The sequence below is a fragment of the Luteococcus sediminum genome, assembly GCF_054783495.1.
Window position 1 is genome coordinate 93244 of the sequence record NZ_BAAGQL010000008.1, and the last position, 20277, is coordinate 113520.

General features: G+C 69.8%; 17 protein-coding genes and 1 pseudogene. 6 read left to right on the forward strand and 12 right to left on the reverse strand.

Annotation, left to right across the window (positions count from 1 at the left end):
• Positions 1 to 89: 89 nt before the first annotated feature.
• Both ACYVKA_RS05440 and ACYVKA_RS05445 read left to right on the forward strand, forming a co-directional pair.
• Complete coding sequence (locus ACYVKA_RS05440; RefSeq protein ID WP_460703638.1) at positions 90 to 596, forward strand: hemerythrin domain-containing protein; 507 nt, start codon at positions 90 to 92, stop codon at positions 594 to 596.
• 127 nt (positions 597 to 723) lie between these two features.
• Positions 724 to 2214 (forward strand): DUF1846 domain-containing protein, encoded by a 1491-nt coding sequence (locus ACYVKA_RS05445; RefSeq protein ID WP_460703640.1) that lies wholly within the window; start codon positions 724 to 726, stop codon positions 2212 to 2214.
• A gap of 82 nt (positions 2215 to 2296) precedes the next feature.
• On the opposite strand, the gene ACYVKA_RS05450 is transcribed toward ACYVKA_RS05445, so the two are convergent.
• The 5 genes and pseudogenes from ACYVKA_RS05450 to ACYVKA_RS05470 all read right to left on the reverse strand — a co-directional run.
• The gene (locus ACYVKA_RS05450) at positions 2297 to 2503 is read right to left on the reverse strand and encodes a type II toxin-antitoxin system antitoxin (RefSeq protein ID WP_460703642.1); all 207 of its coding nucleotides are present in this window, start codon (positions 2501 to 2503) and stop codon (positions 2297 to 2299) included.
• Between the two features lie 3 nt (positions 2504 to 2506).
• A complete protein-coding gene (locus tag ACYVKA_RS05455) occupies positions 2507 to 3481 on the reverse strand; it encodes an SPFH domain-containing protein (protein WP_460703644.1) in 975 nt (324 codons plus the stop codon).
• A gap of 134 nt (positions 3482 to 3615) precedes the next feature.
• On the reverse strand, positions 3616 to 5502 hold the full coding sequence (locus ACYVKA_RS05460) for a hypothetical protein (RefSeq protein ID WP_460703646.1): 1887 nt from the start codon (positions 5500 to 5502) through the stop codon (positions 3616 to 3618).
• 248 nt (positions 5503 to 5750) lie between these two features.
• The gene (locus tag ACYVKA_RS05465) at positions 5751 to 8624 is read right to left on the reverse strand and encodes an FAD-binding and (Fe-S)-binding domain-containing protein (RefSeq protein ID WP_460703648.1); all 2874 of its coding nucleotides are present in this window, start codon (positions 8622 to 8624) and stop codon (positions 5751 to 5753) included.
• A gap of 115 nt (positions 8625 to 8739) precedes the next feature.
• Positions 8740 to 9135, reverse strand: a pseudogene (locus ACYVKA_RS05470) (DUF1349 domain-containing protein); the annotation flags it as partial.
• 87 nt (positions 9136 to 9222) lie between these two features.
• Here ACYVKA_RS05470 and ACYVKA_RS05475 point away from each other — a divergent pair.
• From ACYVKA_RS05475 to galE, 3 genes are all read left to right on the forward strand, one after another.
• Positions 9223 to 10485, forward strand: a complete 1263-nt coding sequence (locus ACYVKA_RS05475; protein WP_460703650.1) for a sensor histidine kinase — start codon at positions 9223 to 9225, stop codon at positions 10483 to 10485.
• Positions 10482 to 11153, forward strand: a complete 672-nt coding sequence (locus ACYVKA_RS05480) for a response regulator transcription factor (protein ID WP_460703652.1) — start codon at positions 10482 to 10484, stop codon at positions 11151 to 11153. The genes ACYVKA_RS05475 and ACYVKA_RS05480 overlap by 4 nt, the downstream gene beginning before the upstream one ends.
• A 124-nt stretch (positions 11154 to 11277) precedes the next feature.
• Positions 11278 to 12294, forward strand: a complete 1017-nt coding sequence (gene galE, locus ACYVKA_RS05485) for a UDP-glucose 4-epimerase GalE (protein ID WP_460703654.1) — start codon at positions 11278 to 11280, stop codon at positions 12292 to 12294.
• A gap of 534 nt (positions 12295 to 12828) precedes the next feature.
• On the opposite strand, the gene ACYVKA_RS05490 is transcribed toward galE, so the two are convergent.
• The 7 genes from ACYVKA_RS05490 to ACYVKA_RS05520 form a co-directional block, all read right to left on the reverse strand.
• Positions 12829 to 13722 carry a type IV toxin-antitoxin system AbiEi family antitoxin domain-containing protein gene (locus ACYVKA_RS05490; RefSeq protein ID WP_460703656.1) on the reverse strand — a complete coding sequence of 298 codons (894 nt, stop codon included), beginning with the start codon at positions 13720 to 13722 and terminating at the stop codon, positions 12829 to 12831.
• Positions 13723 to 13925: 203 nt separating this feature from the next.
• Positions 13926 to 14789 carry a carbohydrate ABC transporter permease gene (locus ACYVKA_RS05495; RefSeq protein ID WP_460703658.1) on the reverse strand — a complete coding sequence of 288 codons (864 nt, stop codon included), beginning with the start codon at positions 14787 to 14789 and terminating at the stop codon, positions 13926 to 13928.
• Entirely contained in the window at positions 14786 to 15226 is a 441-nt protein-coding gene (locus ACYVKA_RS05500; protein ID WP_460703660.1) for a carbohydrate ABC transporter permease, read from the reverse strand. Before ACYVKA_RS05500 ends, ACYVKA_RS05495 begins: the two co-directional genes overlap by 4 nt.
• Complete coding sequence (locus ACYVKA_RS05505; protein ID WP_460703662.1) at positions 15214 to 15741, reverse strand: carbohydrate ABC transporter permease; 528 nt, start codon at positions 15739 to 15741, stop codon at positions 15214 to 15216. The genes ACYVKA_RS05500 and ACYVKA_RS05505 overlap by 13 nt, the downstream gene beginning before the upstream one ends.
• Before the next feature lie 22 nt (positions 15742 to 15763).
• Complete coding sequence (locus ACYVKA_RS05510; RefSeq protein WP_460703664.1) at positions 15764 to 15994, reverse strand: hypothetical protein; 231 nt, start codon at positions 15992 to 15994, stop codon at positions 15764 to 15766.
• A 114-nt stretch (positions 15995 to 16108) separates the two neighbouring features.
• Positions 16109 to 17035, reverse strand: coding sequence for a sugar ABC transporter substrate-binding protein (locus ACYVKA_RS05515; RefSeq protein WP_460703666.1), 927 nt, complete (start codon positions 17033 to 17035; stop codon positions 16109 to 16111).
• A gap of 56 nt (positions 17036 to 17091) precedes the next feature.
• Positions 17092 to 18132, reverse strand: coding sequence for a LacI family DNA-binding transcriptional regulator (locus tag ACYVKA_RS05520; RefSeq protein ID WP_460703668.1), 1041 nt, complete (start codon positions 18130 to 18132; stop codon positions 17092 to 17094).
• Positions 18133 to 18296: 164 nt separating this feature from the next.
• On the opposite strand from ACYVKA_RS05520, the gene ACYVKA_RS05525 reads away from it, so the two are divergent.
• Positions 18297 to 20261, forward strand: a complete 1965-nt coding sequence (locus ACYVKA_RS05525) for a glycogen debranching N-terminal domain-containing protein (RefSeq protein ID WP_460703670.1) — start codon at positions 18297 to 18299, stop codon at positions 20259 to 20261.
• Positions 20262 to 20277 lie beyond the last annotated feature (16 nt).

A 20277-nucleotide genomic window follows, 5' to 3' on the forward strand; every position in this document is an offset into this window, starting at 1 on the left:
TCAGTGCCGGCTGCAGCCTGGGCCCCGTTGCTCCGGTTCGTCCCGTTTTCCACGGAAAACGCCGGGGCAACAGGCGTAGTGTGGGTGCCATGTGCGAGTACTGCGGATGCCGTTCCATCGAGCTCATCGGTCGTTTCACCGAGGAGCACTACAGCGTCATCGACCGGCTGGGGGACCTCGGCCGCGCCGTCGCGACCGGAGACCTCGACACGGTGGGCCATGCCGGGGTCGAGCTGGCCAACCTGCTGTGGCCCCACACGAAGGCCGAGGAGGCCGGGCTCTTCCACGAGATGCGCAAGGACGAGGACTTCACCGAGACCATCGACTCGCTGTGCGGCGAGCACGCCAGCCTCGACGACCAGCTGGAGCGCGTGCTCGACGGGAACCTCGAGGAGTACCCTGCCTTCGAGAAGGCGCTGCGCAACCACATCGACCACGAGGAGAACGGCCTGTTTCCCGCGGCGGCGGTGAGCATCGACGGTGACACCTGGGAGACCATCAACCAGCTCACCCACGACTACGACTATGCTGCCGGCATCGAGCACGCCCACGGCGAGCACGGCCAGGGGTTGGGAGAGCGAGCCCACGCCCACTGAGCCCCCGCCAGCCGGCCACTCCCCTCGACGCAGGCGGAAACACACCCGAAACATCGGCTCGCTATGCTCTGCAGGTGGTTCGGGGCCGAGCGCCGCGGCCACATTTCTTTTGCGGACAGGGGAAGACATGCACAAGATCGGTTTCGACCGCGACAAGTACCTAGCAATGCAGTCCGAGCACATCGAGGAGCGGCGCCAGCAGTTCGGCGGCAAGCTCTACCTCGAGTTCGGCGGCAAGCTCTTCGACGACATGCACGCCTCGCGGGTCCTGCCGGGATTCACCCCCGACAACAAGATCGAGATGCTCAGGACCTTGGCCGACGAGTCCGAGGTGGTCATCGCCGTCAGCGCCGCAGACCTGGCCCGCAACAAGGTGCGGGCCGATCTGGGCATCACCTACGAGGACGACGTGCTGCGCCTGGTCGACGCCTTCCGCAGCTACGGGCTGCTGGTCTGCAGCATCGTGATCACCCAGATGAGCGAGGACAACCGCCAGGCCAAGGCCTTCAAGCGCAAGCTGGAGAAGCTGGGCCTCAAGGTCTACCGCCACTACCCGATCAAGGGCTACCCCAATGACGTCGCCCACGTGGTCAGCGATGCCGGCTACGGGAAGAACGAGTACGTCGAGACCACCCGCGACCTGGTCGTCGTGACCGCTCCCGGCCCCGGCAGCGGCAAGATGGCCACCTGCCTGAGCCAGCTCTTCCACGACCACAAGCGCGGGATCAGCTCCGGCTATGCCAAGTTCGAAACCTTCCCGATCTGGAACCTGCCGCTGGACCACCCGGTCAACATCGCCTACGAGGCCGCCACCGCCGACCTCGACGACGTGAACATGATCGATCCCTACCACCTGGCCGCCTATGGCGAGCAGTGCGTCAACTACAACCGCGACGTGGAGGTCTTCCCGGTCCTCACCCGCCTGTTCGAGACGATCCTGGGCAGCTCGCCATACAAGTCGCCCACCGACATGGGCGTCAACATGGCCGGGCACTGCATCAGCGACGACGAGGTCTGCCGCGAGGCATCCAGGCAGGAGGTGATCCGTCGCTGGTACAAGGCACTGGCCCAGGAGCGCCGCGAGGAGCTGGAACCGGCCCAGTCGGACCGGGTGGCCCTGCTGATGAGTTCGCTGGGGATCGAGGGCACCGACCGCCGAGTAGTGAAGCCGGCCCTGGACCTGGCGAAGAAGACCAAGGCGCCGGCCGCCGCGATCGAGCTGGCCGACGGCACCATCATCACGGGCAAGACCAGCCCGCTGCTGGGCGCCTGCTCGGCGATGCTGCTCAATGCGCTCAAGCACCTGGCCGGGATCGACCCGAAGGTGAACCTGTTGGCGCCGGAGAGCATCGAGCCCATCCAGACGCTCAAGACGCAGCACCTGGGCAGCAAGAACCCACGCCTGCACACCGACGAGGTGCTGATCGCCCTGAGCGTCAGCGCCAATTCCGACGACGATGCCCGCCGGGCGCTGGCCGAGGTGGCCCAGTTGCGCGACTGCGACGTGCACACCTCGACCATCCTCGGCTCGGTGGACGAGGGCATCTTCCGCAACCTGGGGGTGCGCGTCACCAGCGAGCCCGTCTTCCAGAGCAAGAGCCTCTACCGCAAGCGCTGACCCGCTCGCCCAGGGTCGACGCCCAGGGTCGACGCCCAGGGTCGACGTGCAGGCCGGCTGGCGGGCTCCCCGCCAGCCGGCCTCAGTCCTCCTCGTCCTTGCTCGGCCGGCCGGGCCCGCGCGGGGCGGGCATGTCGGACGGCAGGCGTCCTGCGCGACGCAGTGCGTCGCGCAGGAGCATCTCCACCTGCCCGTTGACCGAGCGCATGTCCTCGGCCGCCCACCGGGCGAGGGCCTCGTGCAGCTGCGGGCTCATCCGCAGCAGCACCTGTTTGCGCTTCTCGGGCACGGGTCAGTAGAGGCTTCCCGTGTTGAGCACCGGCTGGGTGTTCTGTTCGGAGCACAGCACCACCAGCAGGTTGGTGATCATGGCGGCCTTGCGCTCGGGGTCCAGCTCGATGTCGCTCTCGGCGTCGAGCTCCCGCACCGCGGCCTTGGCCATCTCGGTGGCGCCCTGGACGATCACCTGGCGGGCGCTGAGCACCGCGCTGGCCTGCTGCCGGCGCAGCATCGCCGAGGCGATCTCCTGGGCATAGGCCAGGTGGGCCAGGCGCACCTCGATGATCTCGACGCCGCTGACGGCCACCCGCTCGGCCACCTCGTGGGCCAGCTCGGCGCTGACCTCGTCGGTGGACTCACGCAGGGTGATGACGCCCCGGTGCCCGTCGGTGCCGTAGCCCACCGAGTGGTCGTCGTAGGGATGGCTCATGGCGACGTGGCGCAGCGCCGACTCGGCCTGCTTGCGCACGAAGTCGTCGTGGTCCTCGACGGCGAAGGCGGCCTTGGCGGTGTCGGCCACCTGGTAGACGACGATGGCGCCGATCTCGATCGGGTTGCCGTTGGAGTCGTTGACCTTCATCGGCTCCACCTCGAAGTTGACCGCCTTCACCGAGACCTTGCGCCCGGTGGTCAGCGGGGCGGTGAGGTTGAGTCCGGTGGTGCGCACGGTGCCCAGGTAGTGGCCGAGGAACTGCACGACGGCCGCCTCGCCGGGATTCACGATCCGCAGGCCGGTGGACAGCACCAGGGCGGCGAGCACGAGCAGCACGCCGAGGACCATCTTCCAGACGGCCCCGCCGAGGAAGCCCGTCGCGACGAGGGCGCAGCCGCCCAGGAAGCCGAGCAGGGCGAGGAGCAGGAAGAGGATGCCCGACATGCTCCACGCCTTGCGCTCGGCGATGTCGATGCGGATGCCGTCGTGGCCCACGGGCTGGGTCTGCAGCGGCTGTTCGTCGGGGGTGGGGGTGAGGTCGGGGTCGTCGTCCATGGCTGTGTCCTTCGCTGGTGCGCCGAGAAGAAGTGGATATCAAAATGATATCACTTTTTTGGTCGGGCGGGAACCCTTCGACAAGACCAAAGGAGGGAAGCCACCACAGCCGTGGCATCCCGTGGAGGGGGGTGCTAGGGCGCGCCCGGGACGCCCGGCCCCTGGGAGCGCGTCCCCAACTTCCAGTCCAGCACCAGGGTGCCGGTGCGGCCGGTCACCTCGATCACGGTGGGACGGCGGGCAATCCTCGTCCAGTCGCTGCGCTGGCGCGGGTAGTCGGTGTCGACCGGGGCGCCGTCGACGCAGAAGTCACCACACCACTCCAGCGAGTAGTGGTGTTCGGGAGTCTTCCAGGTGAGCGTGGAGCGGGTGTGCACCAGCGGGCAGCGCTTGAGGTAGTCGACGAAGCGGGACAGGGAGCCGAAGTCGGAGCGGTCGGCCAGCATCACGGCCCAGCCGGTCACCGTGCCACGCTGCAGCAGCTCGCTCTCATTGGGCATCTCGATGGTGTCCAGCGAGACCATCCCGAAGTAGGAGTCCTCGCGCCGTCCGGCCACCACCCGTTCGGCCACGTACAGCTCGTCGAAGTTGGCGGCGGGGAAGAAGACGTGGCTCAGCTCGTGGCGCTGCCCCTCCAGGTAGCCGCGCCGCATCCGGGTGTCGTAGAGCGCCAGCAGCACATTGCGCATCTGGGCGACGTCGGGACGGATACCGTTGCCGACCCAGCCCGAGGGCGTCGCCGGCCGGGCCGACTCGTCGAGCAGGGTGGAGCCGGGATGGGTGGAGAAGATGTGGATCTGGCCGGGAAGTGCCGCCTGCCAGATGTTCTCCTGGTCGCCGAAGGTGCCTGGCTGGTAGTGCTGGGCGCTGCTGAGCAGGTAGTGCGGGGTGCGGTAGGTCTGCACATTGGCCCGCTGCAGCGCCGCCCCCTGCGTCACCGGGTTGAGCGAGCGCAGCAGGGCCGTCTGCACCATGCGCGAGGGTACCCTGCGGAAGGGCATCAACGGCTTGAGGATGCGGTTCTGGTCCAGGTGGAGCCGCTCAATGGCCTCCAGGGTGGGGCCGATCGCCTCGGACGTGGTGAAGGCCTCCATGCCCCAGTAGAGCGCCACCTCCTCGGCGCTGCGCTCGGTGGCGGTGCGGGGATTGTTGCGGCGCACCTCGGCGGGCACCTCCAGTAGGTCGAGCCCGTGGGAGCTGGTCACCAGGTGGTCGGCCTGGGCGAAGGCGATCTCGCGCACCACCTGCGGGATGCGGTACCGGCGCCGGGCCAGGAAGATCGACGTCGGCAGTGCGGGCTCGAAGGGCGGCGGGGTGCGACCAAAGGCGCTGTCGACGACGCACTGGATCTCGTTGCGCTCAGGGAAGGCCTTGGGCAGCGCCTCGGAGCGTCCCGAGGAGGAGACGAAGCTGCCGTCGAAGCGGTGCAGGGCCAGGTCCAGCATCAGCAGGTCGAGCACCATCGAGGCGCGCGCCACCAACTCGCCATCCTCGTGCACGTGCTCCACCAGAAGGGTCAGCGCGGAGACCTCGATGGCGTGGAAGGTGCCCGAGAGCCATTCGCTGAAGCCGTGGCGGAAGCGGTGACCGAGCCAGCGCATGATCCGCACCCGTGCACGTTTGGCCTTGTCCCGGCCCAGTCGGCCGTCATTGCGGAAGACGGTCTCGGGCCAGGTGAGGCCGGCCAGGTGTTCGGCCACCGCAAAGCAGATCTGGTGGCTCTCGCTCCAGTGGCACATCGAGTCGTCGCCCGGCTCGTCCATCCAGTAGCGGAAGCCCTGCACGGCCCGCTCCAGCCCCTCGCGCAACGGGGTGGGCAGCTCGTGCCCGCCGTCCAGCAACAGCGCCAGGACGGTGAGCAGGCGGTGGTCGGCCAGGTCGACGCGCTCCTCGATTGCGTTGACCGCGTCCTCCACCCAGCTCGCGTCCTGGCTGCCCTCGGTGATCTGACGGGCGACGGCCCGGTAGTCGCGCACCTCGGCGGGGGCGGCTGCCCCGCGTTGGGTGGGCGGCTGCGTCATGACGCTCCTCGAGGTGGACGGGGCCCTGGGCACTGTTCGGCTGGCCATACCGGGGGTGGCCGGCGACCTTGTGGTGGGTCGTTGCCGGGGTAGGGCAATTGTGCACCACGCACATGTCACCCGGCATGTCCGCGACCACTTGGCGGACCTCCCCTGAATCGTCGGATGTTCTTTCCAACAAGGACTTCAAGCCCTGAGGCACCCCCTCCTCAAGGAGGGGGTGCGTCTCGGCGGCCGGACGGTGTGTCTCAGCGGCGCACACCTGCCGCAGTCCTGCCCAGCCTTTCGGCCAGCAGCTCGAGGACGTGGCGGTACTCCTGCCCGGTCGCCCTGGACATCCCCATCTCACAGGTGCGGTTGGCACTGGCGAAGGCCTCCACCGGGCGGCCGTGGCGTCGGTGCTCGGCCTCCAGGTCGGCCACCTCGCGGGCCTCCGCCCTGGTGGCCGAGGCGGTCAGCTCCGGGTGCAGCATGCCGCGGTCGCCGGCGAAGGCGCAGCAACCGGCATCGATGGGCACCTCCACCTCGGCGAAGGCGGCCCGAGCACAGGCCACGGCGTCGTCGACGCAGCCCAGGTGCACCATCGAGCAGGTGGGGTGCAGCACCATCGTCCCCGAGGGCGTGGTCTCCAGCTGCGGCAGGCACTCGCGCGCGACGAAGGTGACAGCATCCTCCACCCGCACACTGCGCCACTGCTCGGCCTTGTCGTCACCCAGGTGCAGAGCCAGCTCGGCCAGGCCGTGCGAACAGGAGGCGGCATCGCAGACGATCGGGAGCGCTCCCTGGCCGCTGGCCTGCCAGAGCACGTCGAAGGTCCGCTCGGCCATCGCCTCGGCGCCGGCGGTGAAGCCCTTGCTCACCCAGGGCGTGCCGCAGCACAGGCCCTCCAGCTCGGGCACCGCCAGCTCGACGCCGGCCCGCTCGCAGATGTCCAGCAGCGCATCGGTGACGCCCCGTCCACAGCCTGACTCCGAGGGCCCGAAGATCTCGCCCAGACAGGAGGCGAAGAGGACGCCGCGGGCTCCGGGCGGGCCACTCCTGCGGCCCTGGCCGATGGTGGCCGCCGGACGCGCCATGCCCGGGTGCGGCAGGTCGGCCCCGACGGCGGGCAGCAGGTCCTTGCTCACCACGGTGCGTCCCAGGCCGGTCAGGCCCTGCAGCAGTGGCGCGGGCAGCCGGTCCGCCAGGTGCATGCCGGCCCGCAGGCCGGTGGTCAGCGGTCCCCACTGGCGGGCGACGGCGGCAGAGGCCTTCATCGCCGTCTCGCTGTGCCGCTCGGCCCGGAAGTGGTTCTTCATGAACACACCGGTGTCGATGTGCACCGGGCAGGCCTTGGCACACAGCGAGTCGACCGCGCAGGTGTCGACGGCCTCGTAGTCATAGGCGCGACGCAGCTCCTCGGCCTCGTCCTTCGGCCGCACCGCGATCTCGCGCAGCAGGACGATGCGGCGTCGGGGCGTGGTGGTGAGGTCCTTGGACGGGCAGGTGGGCTCGCAGTAGCCGCACTCGACGCAGCGGTCCACGAAGTCGTCGACCGGCGGCATCGTCTTGAGGTGGTTGAGGTGGGCCTCGGGGTCGTCGTCGAGCAGGGTGCCCGGGTTGAGCACCCCGTGCGGATCGGCCAGCCGCTTCACCTGGCGCATCACCTCGTAGAGCTCGTCGCCGAACTGGCGACGGACATAGGGCGCCATGATCCGTCCGGTGCCGTGCTCGGCCTTCAGGGTGCCGCTGCGCCCCAGAACTGCCTCCACCATCTCCTCGGTGAAGACCGCATAGGTCTCCAGCTCGCGGGCATCCGAGAGCGTCGGGTTGATCATGAAGTGGATGTTGCCGTCCTTGGCGTGGCCGAAGATCACCGCATCGTCATAGCCGTGGCGGGCGAAGAGCCCCGAGAGCTCGTCGACAGTGGCGGTCAGCGAGCCCAGCGGCACGGCGACGTCCTCCAGCAGGTTGGTGGTGCCCGAGGGCCGGGCCCCCGCCACCGAGGTGTAGAGCCCCTTGCGCAGGTGCCACAGGTTGGCGCGCTCGCGCGGGTCGCTGGTAAAGGTCGGCGGGCTCTTGATCGGCAGGCCGGCCATCACGTCGTTGAGCGCAGACATCGCGGAGGCCAGCTCGTCGGGATCGTCGCTGGTGGTCTCCACCAGCAGGCCGGCGTGGCGCTCGACCTGCAGCGCGGCGAGCTCCGGGGAGGCCTCGGCATAGCCCTGGACGACGCGCAGCGAGGCGGCGTCCATCAGCTCCAGCGCCCGGGCGCCGCCGGCGACCAGGTCGGGCAGGGCGTCGGTGGCCACCGAGAGGTCGTCGACCACCAGCAGGGCGGTGGCGGCGTGGGCCTCGACGGGCACCGTGTTGAAGGTGGCCTCGGCGACGAATCCCAGCGTGCCCTCCGAGCCGACCACCAGGTGCTCCAGGATGCGCACTGGCTCGTCGTGGTCGACCAGGGAGTTGAGGCCGTAGCCCATGGTGTTCTTCATCGCGTACTGCTGCGCGATGGTGGCCATCGAGTCGGGATTGGAGCGCACCCGGTCGCGCAGGGCCGCCAGCCCCTCCCACAGCGCGGGCTCGTCGCGGCGCAGGCGCTGGTCGGCGTCGGGCCGGGAGGTGTCGACGATGGTGCCCGAGGCGAGCACCAGCACCATCGAGTCGAGGGTGCGGTAGGTGTTGCGCTCGGTGCCGCAGCTCATGCCCGAGGAGTTGTTGGCCACCACGCCGCCGACGGTGCAGGCGATCTCGCTGGCCGGGTCGGGGCCCAGGCGACGACCGAAGCGCGCCAGGTGGGCGTTGACATTGCGGATGGTGGCACCGGGCTGGCAGCGCACCCGCAGGCCGCCGTCGAGGACGGTGACCTCGCGGAAGTTCTGGCGCACGTCGAGCAGGATGTCGTCGCTGATCGCCTGCCCGCTCAGCGAGGTGCCGCCCGAGCGCAGCGTGACGTGGCGCCGCTGCTCGACGGCCTGGCGCATCACCGCCGCGACCTCGGCGGCATCGGCTGCGGTGACCACGGTGCGCGGGGTCAGCAGGTAGTGGGAGGCGTCGTGCGCCATCGAGATGCGGTCCACCAGGCGTTCGCTGATGCCGCGGGGGTCGACTCCGGGGACGGTCCAAGCTTCTTTGCTCACCATGACTCGACACTAGGACGCCGGACGGTTTTTGCCAAGGTTTGGTCAGTCCACATGTGTGGAGTGGCGCGCCCTCGACGCGGGCACGCAGCGTGACCGCATTGCCCTCGCGCGAGGCACGGATCGTCACCGTCCGCTCGGCCCAGTCCGGCACCGGCGCCACCGACCAGTCGGAATGGCCACTGGTCACCACCGCACCCAGCTGCGGCACCCCGTCGGCGAACTCGACGCCGGCCTTCACCCAGTGCTCGTCGTCGATGCACAGGAAGAGGCCTGCCTGGTCGAACTGGGCCTCGAAGGCGGCCACGAAGTCCACCTCGACGGCACCCGTGGCGGGCATCGGCGCCAGCAGCGCGTGCTCGTCGGCGTGCACGAAGCCGTAGGAGGTCAGACACCACGCGTCGGAGCCCTCGACGGCCTCCACGTGCAGGCCGTCGGCCGCCTGCTCCACCCGCACCGGCTCGTGCGTCCACTGGCCCTCGGACCAGTCGATCATCGTCATCTCCATTCCCATCACGCTAGCCAAGTGGGCGACCACAGTCCCACCCCGATGCGACCCCGGGCCGACGACGCCGGAGCCCCGCACTCCTAGGCTGGCAGGGTGAGGACCTCCCGCCCCGACGAGCTGGCGCACGCCACGTGGTCCCTGGACTGTGCCGTCGCGGGCCTGCTGGCGGTCCTCACCGTCATCCCGACGGCCATGCTCGGCCTGCCCGGTGAGCAGACCCGCAGCGAATGGCTGGCCGCCGTCGTGGTGGGACTGGCGCTGTGCTGCGTCACCGTGCTGCGGCGGCGCCGCCCGCTGCTCACCTTCAGCCTCGCGCTGGCCTGCTGCCTGGCCCACCTGGCGCTGCTGCCGCTGCCCACCCCGAGCCTGCTGGCGGTGCTGCTGGTGGTCTACTCGGTGCCGCGCTGGGTGCCCGGCCCGCGCGCCCGCGTGGTGCTGCTGGCCGGAGCGCTCGGATCGGTGCTCGGACCGCTGCGCTGGAGCCGCCAGATCACCCACTACGCCCCCGACCCCGACCTGCCGGTGATGCTGGTGCTGATCACCATGGTGGGCTGCGGTGGGCTGGTGCTCACCTGCTACGTCATCGGCCGGCGCGTGCGCGAGTCGGTGGAGGCCGAGCACTCCCGCACCCTGGCCGAGGCCGAGCGTCGGGCCTTGGCCCTGGCCGAGCACCAGCAGCGCGCCCTGAGCACCGAGGCCACGGTGCGGGCCCAGATCGCCCGGGAACTGCACGACATCGTCGCCCACTCGCTGTCGGTGATGATCGTCCAGGCCGAGGGCGGCAGGGCACTTGCCGCCAAGAAGCCCGAACGGGCCCCCGAGGTGCTCGACACCATCGCCCAGACCGGCCGCGAGGCCCTCACCGAGATGCGACGCATCGTCGGCGTCCTGCGCGGCAGCCCCGACGAGGTGGCCCATCAGGAGGCAGCCCTGTATGCGCCCACCCCTGGCCTGGCGGACATCCCCGAGATGGTGCAGCGCAGCAGCAACCGGGTGCACCTGCACGTCGAGGGCACGCCGCCGCCGGTCCCCTCCACCCTGGGCCTGACCGTCTTCCGCGTCGTGCAGGAGGCACTCACCAATGTGCTCAAGCACGCCGGCGCCGAAGCCACCGCCCAGGTGACGCTCACCTACACCCCCACCCTGGTGATCGCCGAGATCAGCGACGACGGGGTGGGGGCGGCGGCCACCGCCTCACCCGACGGGCACGGCCTGCAAGGCATGCACGAGCGCGTCACGTCGATGCGCGGGCAGCTGCTGGCCCAGCCCAAACCCACCGGCGGCTTCCTGGTGCGCGCCATCGTGCCAGTGCCGCTGACCAGCCCCGACGACCCGTCCACCAAGGAGTTGCCATGACCCCCACCCCGCCCGGCCCGCTGCGCGTGCTGCTGGCCGACGACCAGGCGCTGGTGCGCTCCGGCTTCCGGATGCTGATCGAGGCCGAGGACGACATGGAGGTGGTCGCCGAGGCCGCCGACGGCTCCCAGGTGCTGCAGGTGCTCGACGCGCACACCGTCGACGTGGTGCTGATGGACATCCGGATGCCCATGATGGACGGCGTCGAGGCCACCCGTCTGCTCACCGCCCGCGGCCACGACGCGAAGGTGCTGGTGCTGACCACCTTCGACCTGGACGAGTACGTCTTCGCCGCCCTCAAGGCCGGCGCCTCCGGCTTCCTGCTCAAGGACGCCCGCCCCGACGACCTGCTCGCCGCCATCCGCACCGTGGCCGGCGGTGGCGCGGTGATGGCGCCGACGGCCACCCGCCGGCTGCTGGAACACGTGGTGCCGATGCTGCCCAGCGGCGGCAGCGGCCCCGACCCGCGGCTGGAGCAGCTCACCGACCGGGAGCGCGAGGTGCTGGTGGAGGTGGCCCACGGCGCCACCAATTCCGAGATCGCCGCCGGGCTGTTCATGGCCGAGGGCACCGTCAAGACCCACATCGGACGGCTGCTGTCAAAGCTGCAGGCCCGCGACCGGGTTGGGCTGGTGCTCTTCGCGCACGAGGTGGGACTGACCCGCTGAGGGGGTTGGTCCGTGCGCGGCGAGGCTCAACAGCAGACGCACAACGCGCACACAGCGGGTCCACCACCACCGGGGCCATGCTGGCTGCGTAGGCTGGTCACGATCCCTCCCGAAAGGTTCACCCATGCGCGTCCTGGTCACCGGCGGTGCCGGCTACATCGGCTCCCACACAACTCTTGCCCTGTTGGAGAAGGGCCACGAGGTCCTGGTGGTGGACGACCTGTCGAACTCCTCGCCCGAGTCGCTGCGGCGCGTCGGCGAGCTGGCGGGGCGTGAGCCGGGCTTCGTCGAAGCCAATGTGCGCGACGAGCAGGCGCTGGATGCCGCCTTCGCGGACTTCAAGCCCGAGGCCGTGATCCACTTCGCCGGGTGGAAGGCGGTGGGCGAGTCCACCCAGATCCCGCTCACCTACTACCGGGAGAACCTGGGTTCCACCTTCACCCTGCTGGAGGCGATGGGCCGCCACGACTGCCACACGATCGTCTTCAGCTCCTCGGCGACGGTCTACGGCGAGCTGTCCGAGCCGCCCTTCCGCGAGGACGCCCCCACCGGCGCCACCAATCCCTATGGCCGCACCAAGCACATGGTGGAGCAGGTGCTGGCCGATGTCTCCGCCTCCGATCCCGAGCTGCGGGTGGGCGTGCTGCGCTACTTCAACCCGATCGGGGCCCACGCCTCGGGCCGCATCGGCGAGGACCCCAAGGGCATCCCGAACAACCTGCTGCCCTTCGTCGCACAGGTGGCGACGGGCCGTCGCGAGAAGCTGATGGTCTTCGGCGACGACTACCCCACCCCCGACGGTACCGGAACCCGCGACTACATCCACGTGGTGGACCTGGCCGCCGGCCACCTGGCGGCCCTCGACTACTTGGGCTCCCACGATGGACACCACGTGTGGAACCTGGGCACCGGCCGTCCGGCCTCGGTGCTGGAGATCGTCAAGGCCTACCAGGAGGCCTCCGGCGTCGCGATCCCCTACGAGGTGGTGGCCCGACGTCCCGGTGACGTCGCCTCCTCCTTCGCCGACCCGTCGCTGGCCGAGCAGGAGCTGGGCTGGCGCGCCGAGCGCAGCATCGCCGACGCCTGCGCCGACACCTTCCGCTGGCAGAGCGAGAACCCGAACGGTTTCGCGGGGGCTTAGGCCGCAATCCGCTTGTGGGCCTCACCTGCTGGCCTGCCCCGGGCTCTGGCCCCGGACTGCCCGTCCGTGGATCCGGCACCCCGCCCGAGCACATCTTGGGTGCCCCGAGCACACCCAGAGCACCTCCGGCACACGGTGGGTTCCTCGAGCACACGGTTGGTGCCCCAAGCACACACTGCAACATGTGCCCGGGCACCTCTGCGTGTGCTTGACGGTGCGCTCCTGTGCTCGCTTTCCCAGAAACCACCCCATTTCCCCGGAAGCACGCTCGTCACCTACCCACGCCAACCACCATTCCCAGCTCCCACCCCGGCACCCGGGAATACCGCGATCACCCCGAGCACACGGTAGGTTCCCCGAGCACACCGTGAGCACCCCCCGCACACGTTCCACCGTGGGCCCGGGCACCCTTTCGTGTGCTCGGTGAGCCCTCGATGGGCCCGATGATCCCTCGATGTGCCCGGACACCCCTGCAGAGGCGCGGCAGCCACGCTGGCACATGCACCAGGGATCCTGCGCGCACTGGCTGTGGCTTCAGCGCCACAGGGCGGCCGCGACCTGACGGCAGACCGCCTCAGGGGCGCTGAAGATCTCGTCCCACGTGACACGGATGACCTGCCAGCCCAGCGCCCGCAGCCGGTCCTCGCGGCGCTTCTCACGCCAGACCACCTCTGACGGTGTCTCCCCCGGCCGTACCAGCGAGGAGTACTTCACCTTCCCGTCGAACTCCACCAGCACCTTGTGCTCCGGCCAGGCCATGTCGACCCTGCCCACCAGGCCCCGACTGTCGTTCACTTCGTGCTGCAGGACGGGTGCAGGCAGACCCCACTGGTGGAAGGCCACCCGACACAGTGACTCACCCACGCTCTCGCACCGGGCATCGGCCAAGGGGATGGCGGCGCGCAGCCCGTGGATCCCGGGCAGTCCGCGAGCCCGCTCCACCGCGACGGCCAGATCGGACGGGCCGGTGAGATTGCGCCGCAGCGCATCATCCAGGCCGGCCACCGCCCATCGGAGCTCCTCGGTACGTCCCAGGTCGGCCAAGGTCCGGGCGATGGTGGTGACCGGGATGCCGCGCACGCTGGTGCACTCCTGGTCGAGCAGCGGTGCGGGATGCACGTGGACGGTCTGGTTTCGTCGCCCGCGACCATGGCGGGTGAGGTGCACTCGCTGCAGCGCGCCCTGGCGCACGACGAGCCCGTGCAGGACGGCGGCCGAGGCATGACTGACCACCGTTCCCGGTTGGAGTTCGCCGATGGTCGCCTCCACGAGGCGTCGGTGCTCGTCGCGCAGCCCGATCTCACCCGCCGGACGGTAGGCGCCTCGTCGTACCCGTTTCACGCTGCCCTCACCCACGGCTCGCCGAAGGGCACGGGCGTCCATCCCGTCGGCCCGCAACTGGCGGGTGCTGCGTACATCGGCCATCATCCTCGTCTCCATGCACCGGATCGTCCCCCGGGCCTCGTGGGTGACGGAAGGAGCACAGGTGCACGGACAACACCCCGACAACACCACGTTCGCCGAGCACCAGAAGGGCACGCCGGGCACACGCTCCTACGTGCGCTCGACGACTCGACCGTGTGCTCGGCGGCTGCCACTTGTGCCAGACAGGACCGCGACGACCAGTGCGGCTACTCCTTCACCGCACCGGCCGAGGTGTTCATGATCCGCCGCTGGAAGACGAAGAAGAGCACCGCGACGGGAATCGTCATGACGGCGGCTGCCGCGAGCTTCAGCGGGAACTGGTTGGCCTTGCCGCCCAGGCCGCCCGAGGCCAGCGTGCCGACGCCCTTGGTGCGGGTGAACAACGCCGGGTCCTGCGAGGTGATGATGAAGTGGCTGTACTCATTCCACGAGCCCTGGAAGCTGAGGATTGTGATGGTGACCAGCGCGGGCACCGCCATCGGCAGCACGATCGACCAGAAGGTGCGGAAGGTGCCGGCGCCGTCGATGCGGGCCGCCTCCTCCACCGAGGCCGGGATGGACTCGAAGAAGTTCTTCATGATGAACACCCCGGCGGCATCCACCAGCAGCGGCAGCACCAGCGCCGGGTAGGAGTCATAGATGCCCAGGGTGTTGATCACCAGGAACCTGGGGATCAGCAGCACTACGCCGGGCACGCTCATCACGGCCACCAGCAGCAGGAAGACCAGCCGGCGTCCGGGGAAGCGCAGCCGCGCCAGGGCATAGCCGGCCAGCGAGTTGAAGAAGACGCGGCCCGCAGTCACGAAGAGCGTCACCACCACGGAGTTGGCGAACCACAACGGGAAGTCGGAGTTCTGGAAGAGCCGCTGGTAGGCGGCGGTGGTCCACACCTGCGGCACCAGGCCCATCGGGTTGGCGGTGGCCTCGGTGTCGCTCTTGAAGGAGCTGGCCACCTGCAGCACGAAGGGGAAGACGTAGCCGAGGGCCAGGAAGCACAGCACGGCCAGCGTGATCCAGGTGCCGACCCGCGGCGGGCGCCCGCCGGGCACCAGGGAGGTCTCGGTGCTCATGCGACACCTCCATTGTTCGTGTTCGCGTGGGTGAGGGCGCGCGTCCGGGCGGCCTCACGGGCATCGGCGGCCTGCCGGGCGGCCCGGTCAGCCCGACGCTGTCTGCGGGTCATCGCGGAGAAGTCCGAGCTGCCCAGCACCAGGCGCTGCAGGATCGTCATCACGATGATGATGGCGAACAGCACGAAGGCGATCGCGGCGCCGCGGCCCCACTCGCCGTCGTTGAAGGCCTTGGTGAAGCTCAGGTAGGCCGGGGTGAGGGTGGTCTTGGCGGGGGCGCCCTGCGAGCCGATGGCGATCTGGTCGAAGACCTGCCAGGCATTGGCGCCGTCCATCATGCCGGCCTCCTCGGTCTCTTCGCCGATGTTCTGCAGCGCGGCGATGAACAGCAGCATGAAGGTGCCCGAGGTGGTGAAGATGGCCATCAGGATGAACACGCACATCGCCACCGAGAGGGGCCCTGCAGCCACTTGTAGGCACTGACGCCCAGGAAGCCGGGCCTGGCCAGTGCGCCGGTCTCGTGCACGCCGAGGGGTTCGAGCAGCAGGCCGAGCACACCGCGCGGGTCGGCGAACCAGTTGGGGCCGTGCACGCCGAGCCAGCCCAGGGCCTTGTTCACCGAGCCGGAGGCGTTGAACAGGAAGAGCCACAGTGTGGTGATCGCCACCGAGCTGGTGACGCTCGGGAAGTAGAAGGCGGTGCGGAAGAATCCCTTGCCGCGCAGCACCGCCCGATAGTTCTCGGCGCCGACGAAGCCAACCGAGGGGTCGAAGGGGCTGCCATTGCCCGACCAGTCCGAGACGCTGACCCACAGCGCCATCAGGATCGGGATGAACAGGAAGAGCCCCAGGATCACCAGCACGGGCGAGACGAAGAGCCATCCGGCGACGCCCTGTCGATTGGCGGGGCGGCGCCGGCGGTGCGGGGCCGTGGGGCCCGCGGGATGTGACATCAGACGTTCTTCCTTGCCCGGATCACTTGGCCGAGTCGTCGACGACCGGCTCCAGGTTGGCCTGGACGCTGTCCAGGATGGCCTTCGGTTCCTTGGTCTTGAGCTGGGCCAGCTGGGCGTTCATGTCCTTGATGACGTCGGCGGCACCCACCTGGGCGGGCAGGTTCTGGGCGTACTCGGCGCCGTCGACGAAGGGGACCATGGTGGGGTTGGCCTTGCTCCACTCCTGCTTGGCCGACTGCAGCGAGGGCATGACGCCGAAGGCCTTGGCGAAGGCAAGCTGCTGCTCGGTGGTGGTGAGCGCCTTGACCAGGTCGACGGCGCCGCCGATGTTGTCGCCCTTGGCGGTGACGCCCCAGCAGTTGGTCTACTGCAGGGTGCCCTTGGCCTTGCCAGCAGGCAGTTCGGCGACGGTGTACTTCACGTCGGAGTAGTCGCCCTGCATCGCGCCGGTGATCCAGTTGCCCTCGATCACCATGGCGGCCTGGCCCTTGCCGAAGGCTTCGCCGCCCCAACCGGCGCCCGGGTCGCTGGAGTAGGCCATCCAGCCGTCGGCCATGCCCTCCTTGACGAAGTCGAGGCCCTCGACATTGGCCTCGGAGTTGGCGGTGGCCTTGCCGTCGGTCACCAGGCCGCCACCGGCCTGGGCCATGAAGACGCCCAGGCGCTGCATCTCGGGGCCGAAGGTGAGGCCCTTCACCTTGCCCTGGGTGAGCTTCTTGCCGACCTTCTCCAGGTCCTCCCAGGTCTTGGGGATGTCGGCATCGGTCAGGCCGGCCTTCTTCCACAGGTCCTGGTTGATCACCAGGGCGAGGGTGGAGAAGTCCTTGGGGGCGCAGTAGAACTGGCCGTCGGCGGTGAAGGCCTCCTTCAGCGCGGGGTAGTAGTCGTCCTTGTTCTGCAGGGCGTCGCCGTAGGGCTGCAGGTTGCCGGCCTTGGTCCAGGCACCGAAGACGTCGGTGGCCGTGTAGACGATGTCGGCGGGCTTGCCGGAGGCGAAGCCCTGGGCTGCCTGCTGGGGCAGGTCGGCGGCCACCTGCACCGTGGCGGGAATGCCGCTCTTGGCGCTCCAGGCCTTGACGGCGTCGGTGACGGCCTTGGTCTCGGCGTCGGTGGAGGATCCGATCAGCACCGAGACCTCGTTCTTGGTGGGGCTGCGGATGGCGACGGCCGAGGCGGAGACGTCGCCGCTGGCCGGGCTGCCGGACTCGAATCCGGAGCCGCCGCCACAGGCGGTCAGGGCCAGGGGCAGGGCGAGGGCTGCGACAAGGGCGCCGAGGCGGGTGGTGGTCATTGGGTTCTTCCTTCGTTCGAGGGGGGCGGGGTCGGGCATGGCCCGGCGCTGCGGGTTCACGTCTTCGCGCCGGCCAGGACCATGGCACGAAGCCCGCGCACGGCCAGGGAGGGGGTCACGAGACGCTCGGTGACCGGGACGGGGTTGTGGTCCCCGTCGAGGCGTCGGAGCAGTTGCTGGCAGAGCAGGCGGGCGGCCTGCTCCACGTTCTGGTCGATGCTCGGCAGGCCCATCGCCCGGGCGACGGGGGTGTCGTCGAAGCCGATCACGGGGGCGCTGCCCTCGTCGAGCCGTCCGCTGCGACGGAGGGCCTCGACGGCTCCTAGGGCCAGGGAGTCCGAGCTGCACACGGCGGCCTCCACCCCTGCGGCGAGCAGCTGCTCCATGCCGGCCAGGCCGCTGTCCATGGTGTCGATGCCCTCGGTGGTCCACTGTTCGAAGCCCTCGACGCCGGCGGCGCGCATCGCCTGCGCCCAGCCCTTGCGACGGTCGTCGCCCGCCCCGCTGCCGACGGGCCAGCCGATGAAGCCGATGCGGTGGTGCCCTTGGTCCAGCAGGTGCCGGGTGGCCACCAGGGTGCCGGCGCCTCCGTCGACGTCGACCCAGGCGTGGGTGCTGGTCTCCTCCGCTCCCCAGGGGCGGCCGAAGCAGGCGATTTCGACGCCGGCCTCGGCGAGCTGGGCGGGGCGCGGGTCGTCGGCATGGCTGTGGGTGAGGATGCAGCCGTCGATGCGTCCGCGCAGGTGCATGGCGGTGATGGTCTCGAGCTCGTCGTCGACGTCGTCGGCGGTCACCAGCAGCAGGTGGTAACCGGCGGTGCGCAGTTCGTCGACCATGCAGTGCAGGAAGCGGTCCATGACGGCGCCGTTGATGCCCTCCTCGAGGGTGGGGTAGATGCGCATCGCGATGGTGCGTGACTTCTGGTTGCGCAGGCTCTGGGCGGCCTGGTTGGGCTGGTAGCCGGATGCCTCGATGGCGGCGGCGACGCGCTCGCGGGTCTCCTCGCGCACCAGGTGCGGGGCGTTGATGACGTTCGAGACGGTCTGGCGCGAGACGCCGAGCTCCTTGGCCAGGCTGACCAGCGTGGGGCGTGCCATCGGCCTCACCTCCTGTGGATCATGACCGCCCGAGAGCGCCATTGCCCTCTTTTGAACGATCAAGATCGCTGATAGCCTCGCCGGTCGAAGGCACTCACGTCAAGAACCTCCGGCGAAAAAGAACCAGCGCAACGAAGCTCTCGTCCCCAGCCAGATTGGTCACCATGCAACAGCCCTATCTCACCAACCTCTCGGTGGTGCTCAGCGCACCGGTCCAGGTATGGTCCGCGTTCGACGGCCAGGTGGACGGACTGGCCCCGCAACGGGTGGCCGAGGGTGTCTACTGCGGCGATTCGCGCGTCCTGTCGCAGCTGCTGCTCAGCTCGCCCAGCCACGAGCTGGAGCACGTCGCCAGCCACGAGCCGGGCGGCTCCTCCGCCCGCTTCCAGTACGTGGTGCGCACCCACGACCTGGGCGTCGACCCGGCCGTCGTCCTCGACCGCCATCGCGAGGTGGACAGGGACGGGCTGCGCGAGCGCCTGGTGCTGTCCACCGCCTCGATGCGCGAGGTGGAGGTGAGGCTGCAGCTCTTCCTGCAGCCCGATGCCACCACCATGCCGTCCATCAAGTCGGGCCAGCAGGCCGCGCCGGTGACCCCGGAACAGGGCGAGGACGGAACCCGCCGGTTCCACTGGCGCGACGGGTCCACCACCGCCACCCTGCACACTGCGGCCGAGGTGGAGGCCTTCGACGCGGGCTGGCTGCTCACCTGGACGCTGCTGCTGCCCGCCCGCGGACGGGTCGAGGCCGGGCTGGAGCTGGAGCTCGCCGACCAGGCGGCGCCCTTCTGCGCCACCACCGCTCCCCTGCTTCGCCCCCCGCACACCGACGGCACCAATCCCGCCCTTGACCGGCTGCTGCAGACCAGCTTCGCCGACATCAACGGGCTGCGGATGGCGCCTCGCAACAACCCGTCTCGCGCCTTCCTGGCCGCCGGCTCGCCCTGGTACTTCACCCTGTTCGGCCGCGACTCACTGATCAGCGCCCGCAACCTGGTGCAGCACGATGTCACCACGGCGGTGGGGACCCTGCGGGTGCTCGCCGAGCTGCAGGGCAGCACCATCGATGTCGAACAGGCGCAACAGCCGGGCAAGATCCTGCACGAGGTGCGCCAGGAACCGCTGGAGATGGCACTGACCCACGGCCCGGTCACCGGCGTCGACGGGGAGGTCGAGGCGCCACCGGAGCACCAGATGCGCCTGCCACCGCTGTACTACGGCACCGTCGACGCCACCCCGCTGTGGATCATGCTCTTCGACGAGGCTGACCAGGCCGGCATGTACGCCGAGGAGGTGCGCGCCCTGCTGCCACACCTTCGCCGCGCCCTGGATTGGATGCGTGACTTCGGTGACTCCGACGGCGACGGCTTCCTGGAGTATCGCGACGAGTCGGGCCACGGCCTGGCCAACCAGGGCTGGAAGGATTCCGGCGACTCCATCCGCTTCCGCGACGGGCACCTGGCGGCCGGTTCGGTGGCCCTGGCCGAGGTGCAGGGCTATGCCCACGCCGCCGCCCTGGGCGGTGCGCGCCTGCTGGAATCCTATGAGGGCGACACCGAGACCGCGAACTTCTGGCGCGACTGGGCCGCGCAGCTGGCCGAGCGCTTCCGTCGCCACTTCTGGGCCAGCGACGAGCTGGGCCCCTATCCCGTGCTGGCGCTGGACGGCGCCACCGACGAACAGGGCAACAAGCTGCAGGTGGACGGCGTCGCCTCGAACATGGGCCACCTGCTGGGCACCGGCATCCTCGACGAGACCGAGACCGAGATCGTCGTCAACCGCCTGATGCACCCCTCGATGTTCTCCGGCTACGGCATCCGCACCATGAGCAGCACCAATGGAGGCTACTGGCCACTGGGCTACCACGTCGGTTCGGTGTGGGCGCACGACACTGCCTTCATCCTGGACGCGATGCTGCGCACCGGGCACCAGGAGCAGGCCGCCCGGCTGGCCCGGGGCCTGCTGCAGGCCGCCGAGGGCTACGGCTTCCGGTTGCCCGAGCTCTTCGGCGGGCTCGGCTCCGACGAGGTCTTCCCGCCCCAGCCCTACCCGGCCTCCTGCCGTCCGCAGGCCTGGGCCGCCACCAGTGCCGTGGTGGTGGCGCGCGCCCTGGGGGCGTTGCCCGGCTGAGTCCACATCCTGACGG

Bases quoted from the DNA above. Each gene is read 5' to 3' on its own strand.
- ACYVKA_RS05455 (WP_460703644.1), bottom strand. From the start codon at position 3,481: ATGGACGACGACCCCGACCTCACCCCCACCCCCGACGAACAGCCGCTG.
- ACYVKA_RS05445 (WP_460703640.1), top strand. From the start codon at position 724: ATGCACAAGATCGGTTTCGACCGCGACAAGTACCTAGCAATGCAGTCC.
- ACYVKA_RS05490 (WP_460703656.1), bottom strand. From the start codon at position 13,722: ATGATGGCCGATGTACGCAGCACCCGCCAGTTGCGGGCCGACGGGATG.
- ACYVKA_RS05525 (WP_460703670.1), top strand. From the start codon at position 18,297: ATGCAACAGCCCTATCTCACCAACCTCTCGGTGGTGCTCAGCGCACCG.
- ACYVKA_RS05480 (WP_460703652.1), top strand. From the start codon at position 10,482: ATGACCCCCACCCCGCCCGGCCCGCTGCGCGTGCTGCTGGCCGACGAC.
- ACYVKA_RS05515 (WP_460703666.1), bottom strand. From the start codon at position 17,035: ATGACCACCACCCGCCTCGGCGCCCTTGTCGCAGCCCTCGCCCTGCCC.
- ACYVKA_RS05505 (WP_460703662.1), bottom strand. From the start codon at position 15,741: ATGTCACATCCCGCGGGCCCCACGGCCCCGCACCGCCGGCGCCGCCCC.
- ACYVKA_RS05460 (WP_460703646.1), bottom strand. From the start codon at position 5,502: ATGACGCAGCCGCCCACCCAACGCGGGGCAGCCGCCCCCGCCGAGGTG.
- ACYVKA_RS05510 (WP_460703664.1), bottom strand. From the start codon at position 15,994: ATGCCCTCGCTGCAGTCGGCCAAGCAGGAGTGGAGCAAGGCCAACCCC.
- galE (WP_460703654.1), top strand. From the start codon at position 11,278: ATGCGCGTCCTGGTCACCGGCGGTGCCGGCTACATCGGCTCCCACACA.
- ACYVKA_RS05465 (WP_460703648.1), bottom strand. From the start codon at position 8,624: ATGGTGAGCAAAGAAGCTTGGACCGTCCCCGGAGTCGACCCCCGCGGC.
- ACYVKA_RS05440 (WP_460703638.1), top strand. From the start codon at position 90: ATGTGCGAGTACTGCGGATGCCGTTCCATCGAGCTCATCGGTCGTTTC.
- ACYVKA_RS05495 (WP_460703658.1), bottom strand. From the start codon at position 14,789: ATGAGCACCGAGACCTCCCTGGTGCCCGGCGGGCGCCCGCCGCGGGTC.
- ACYVKA_RS05520 (WP_460703668.1), bottom strand. From the start codon at position 18,132: ATGGCACGCCCCACGCTGGTCAGCCTGGCCAAGGAGCTCGGCGTCTCG.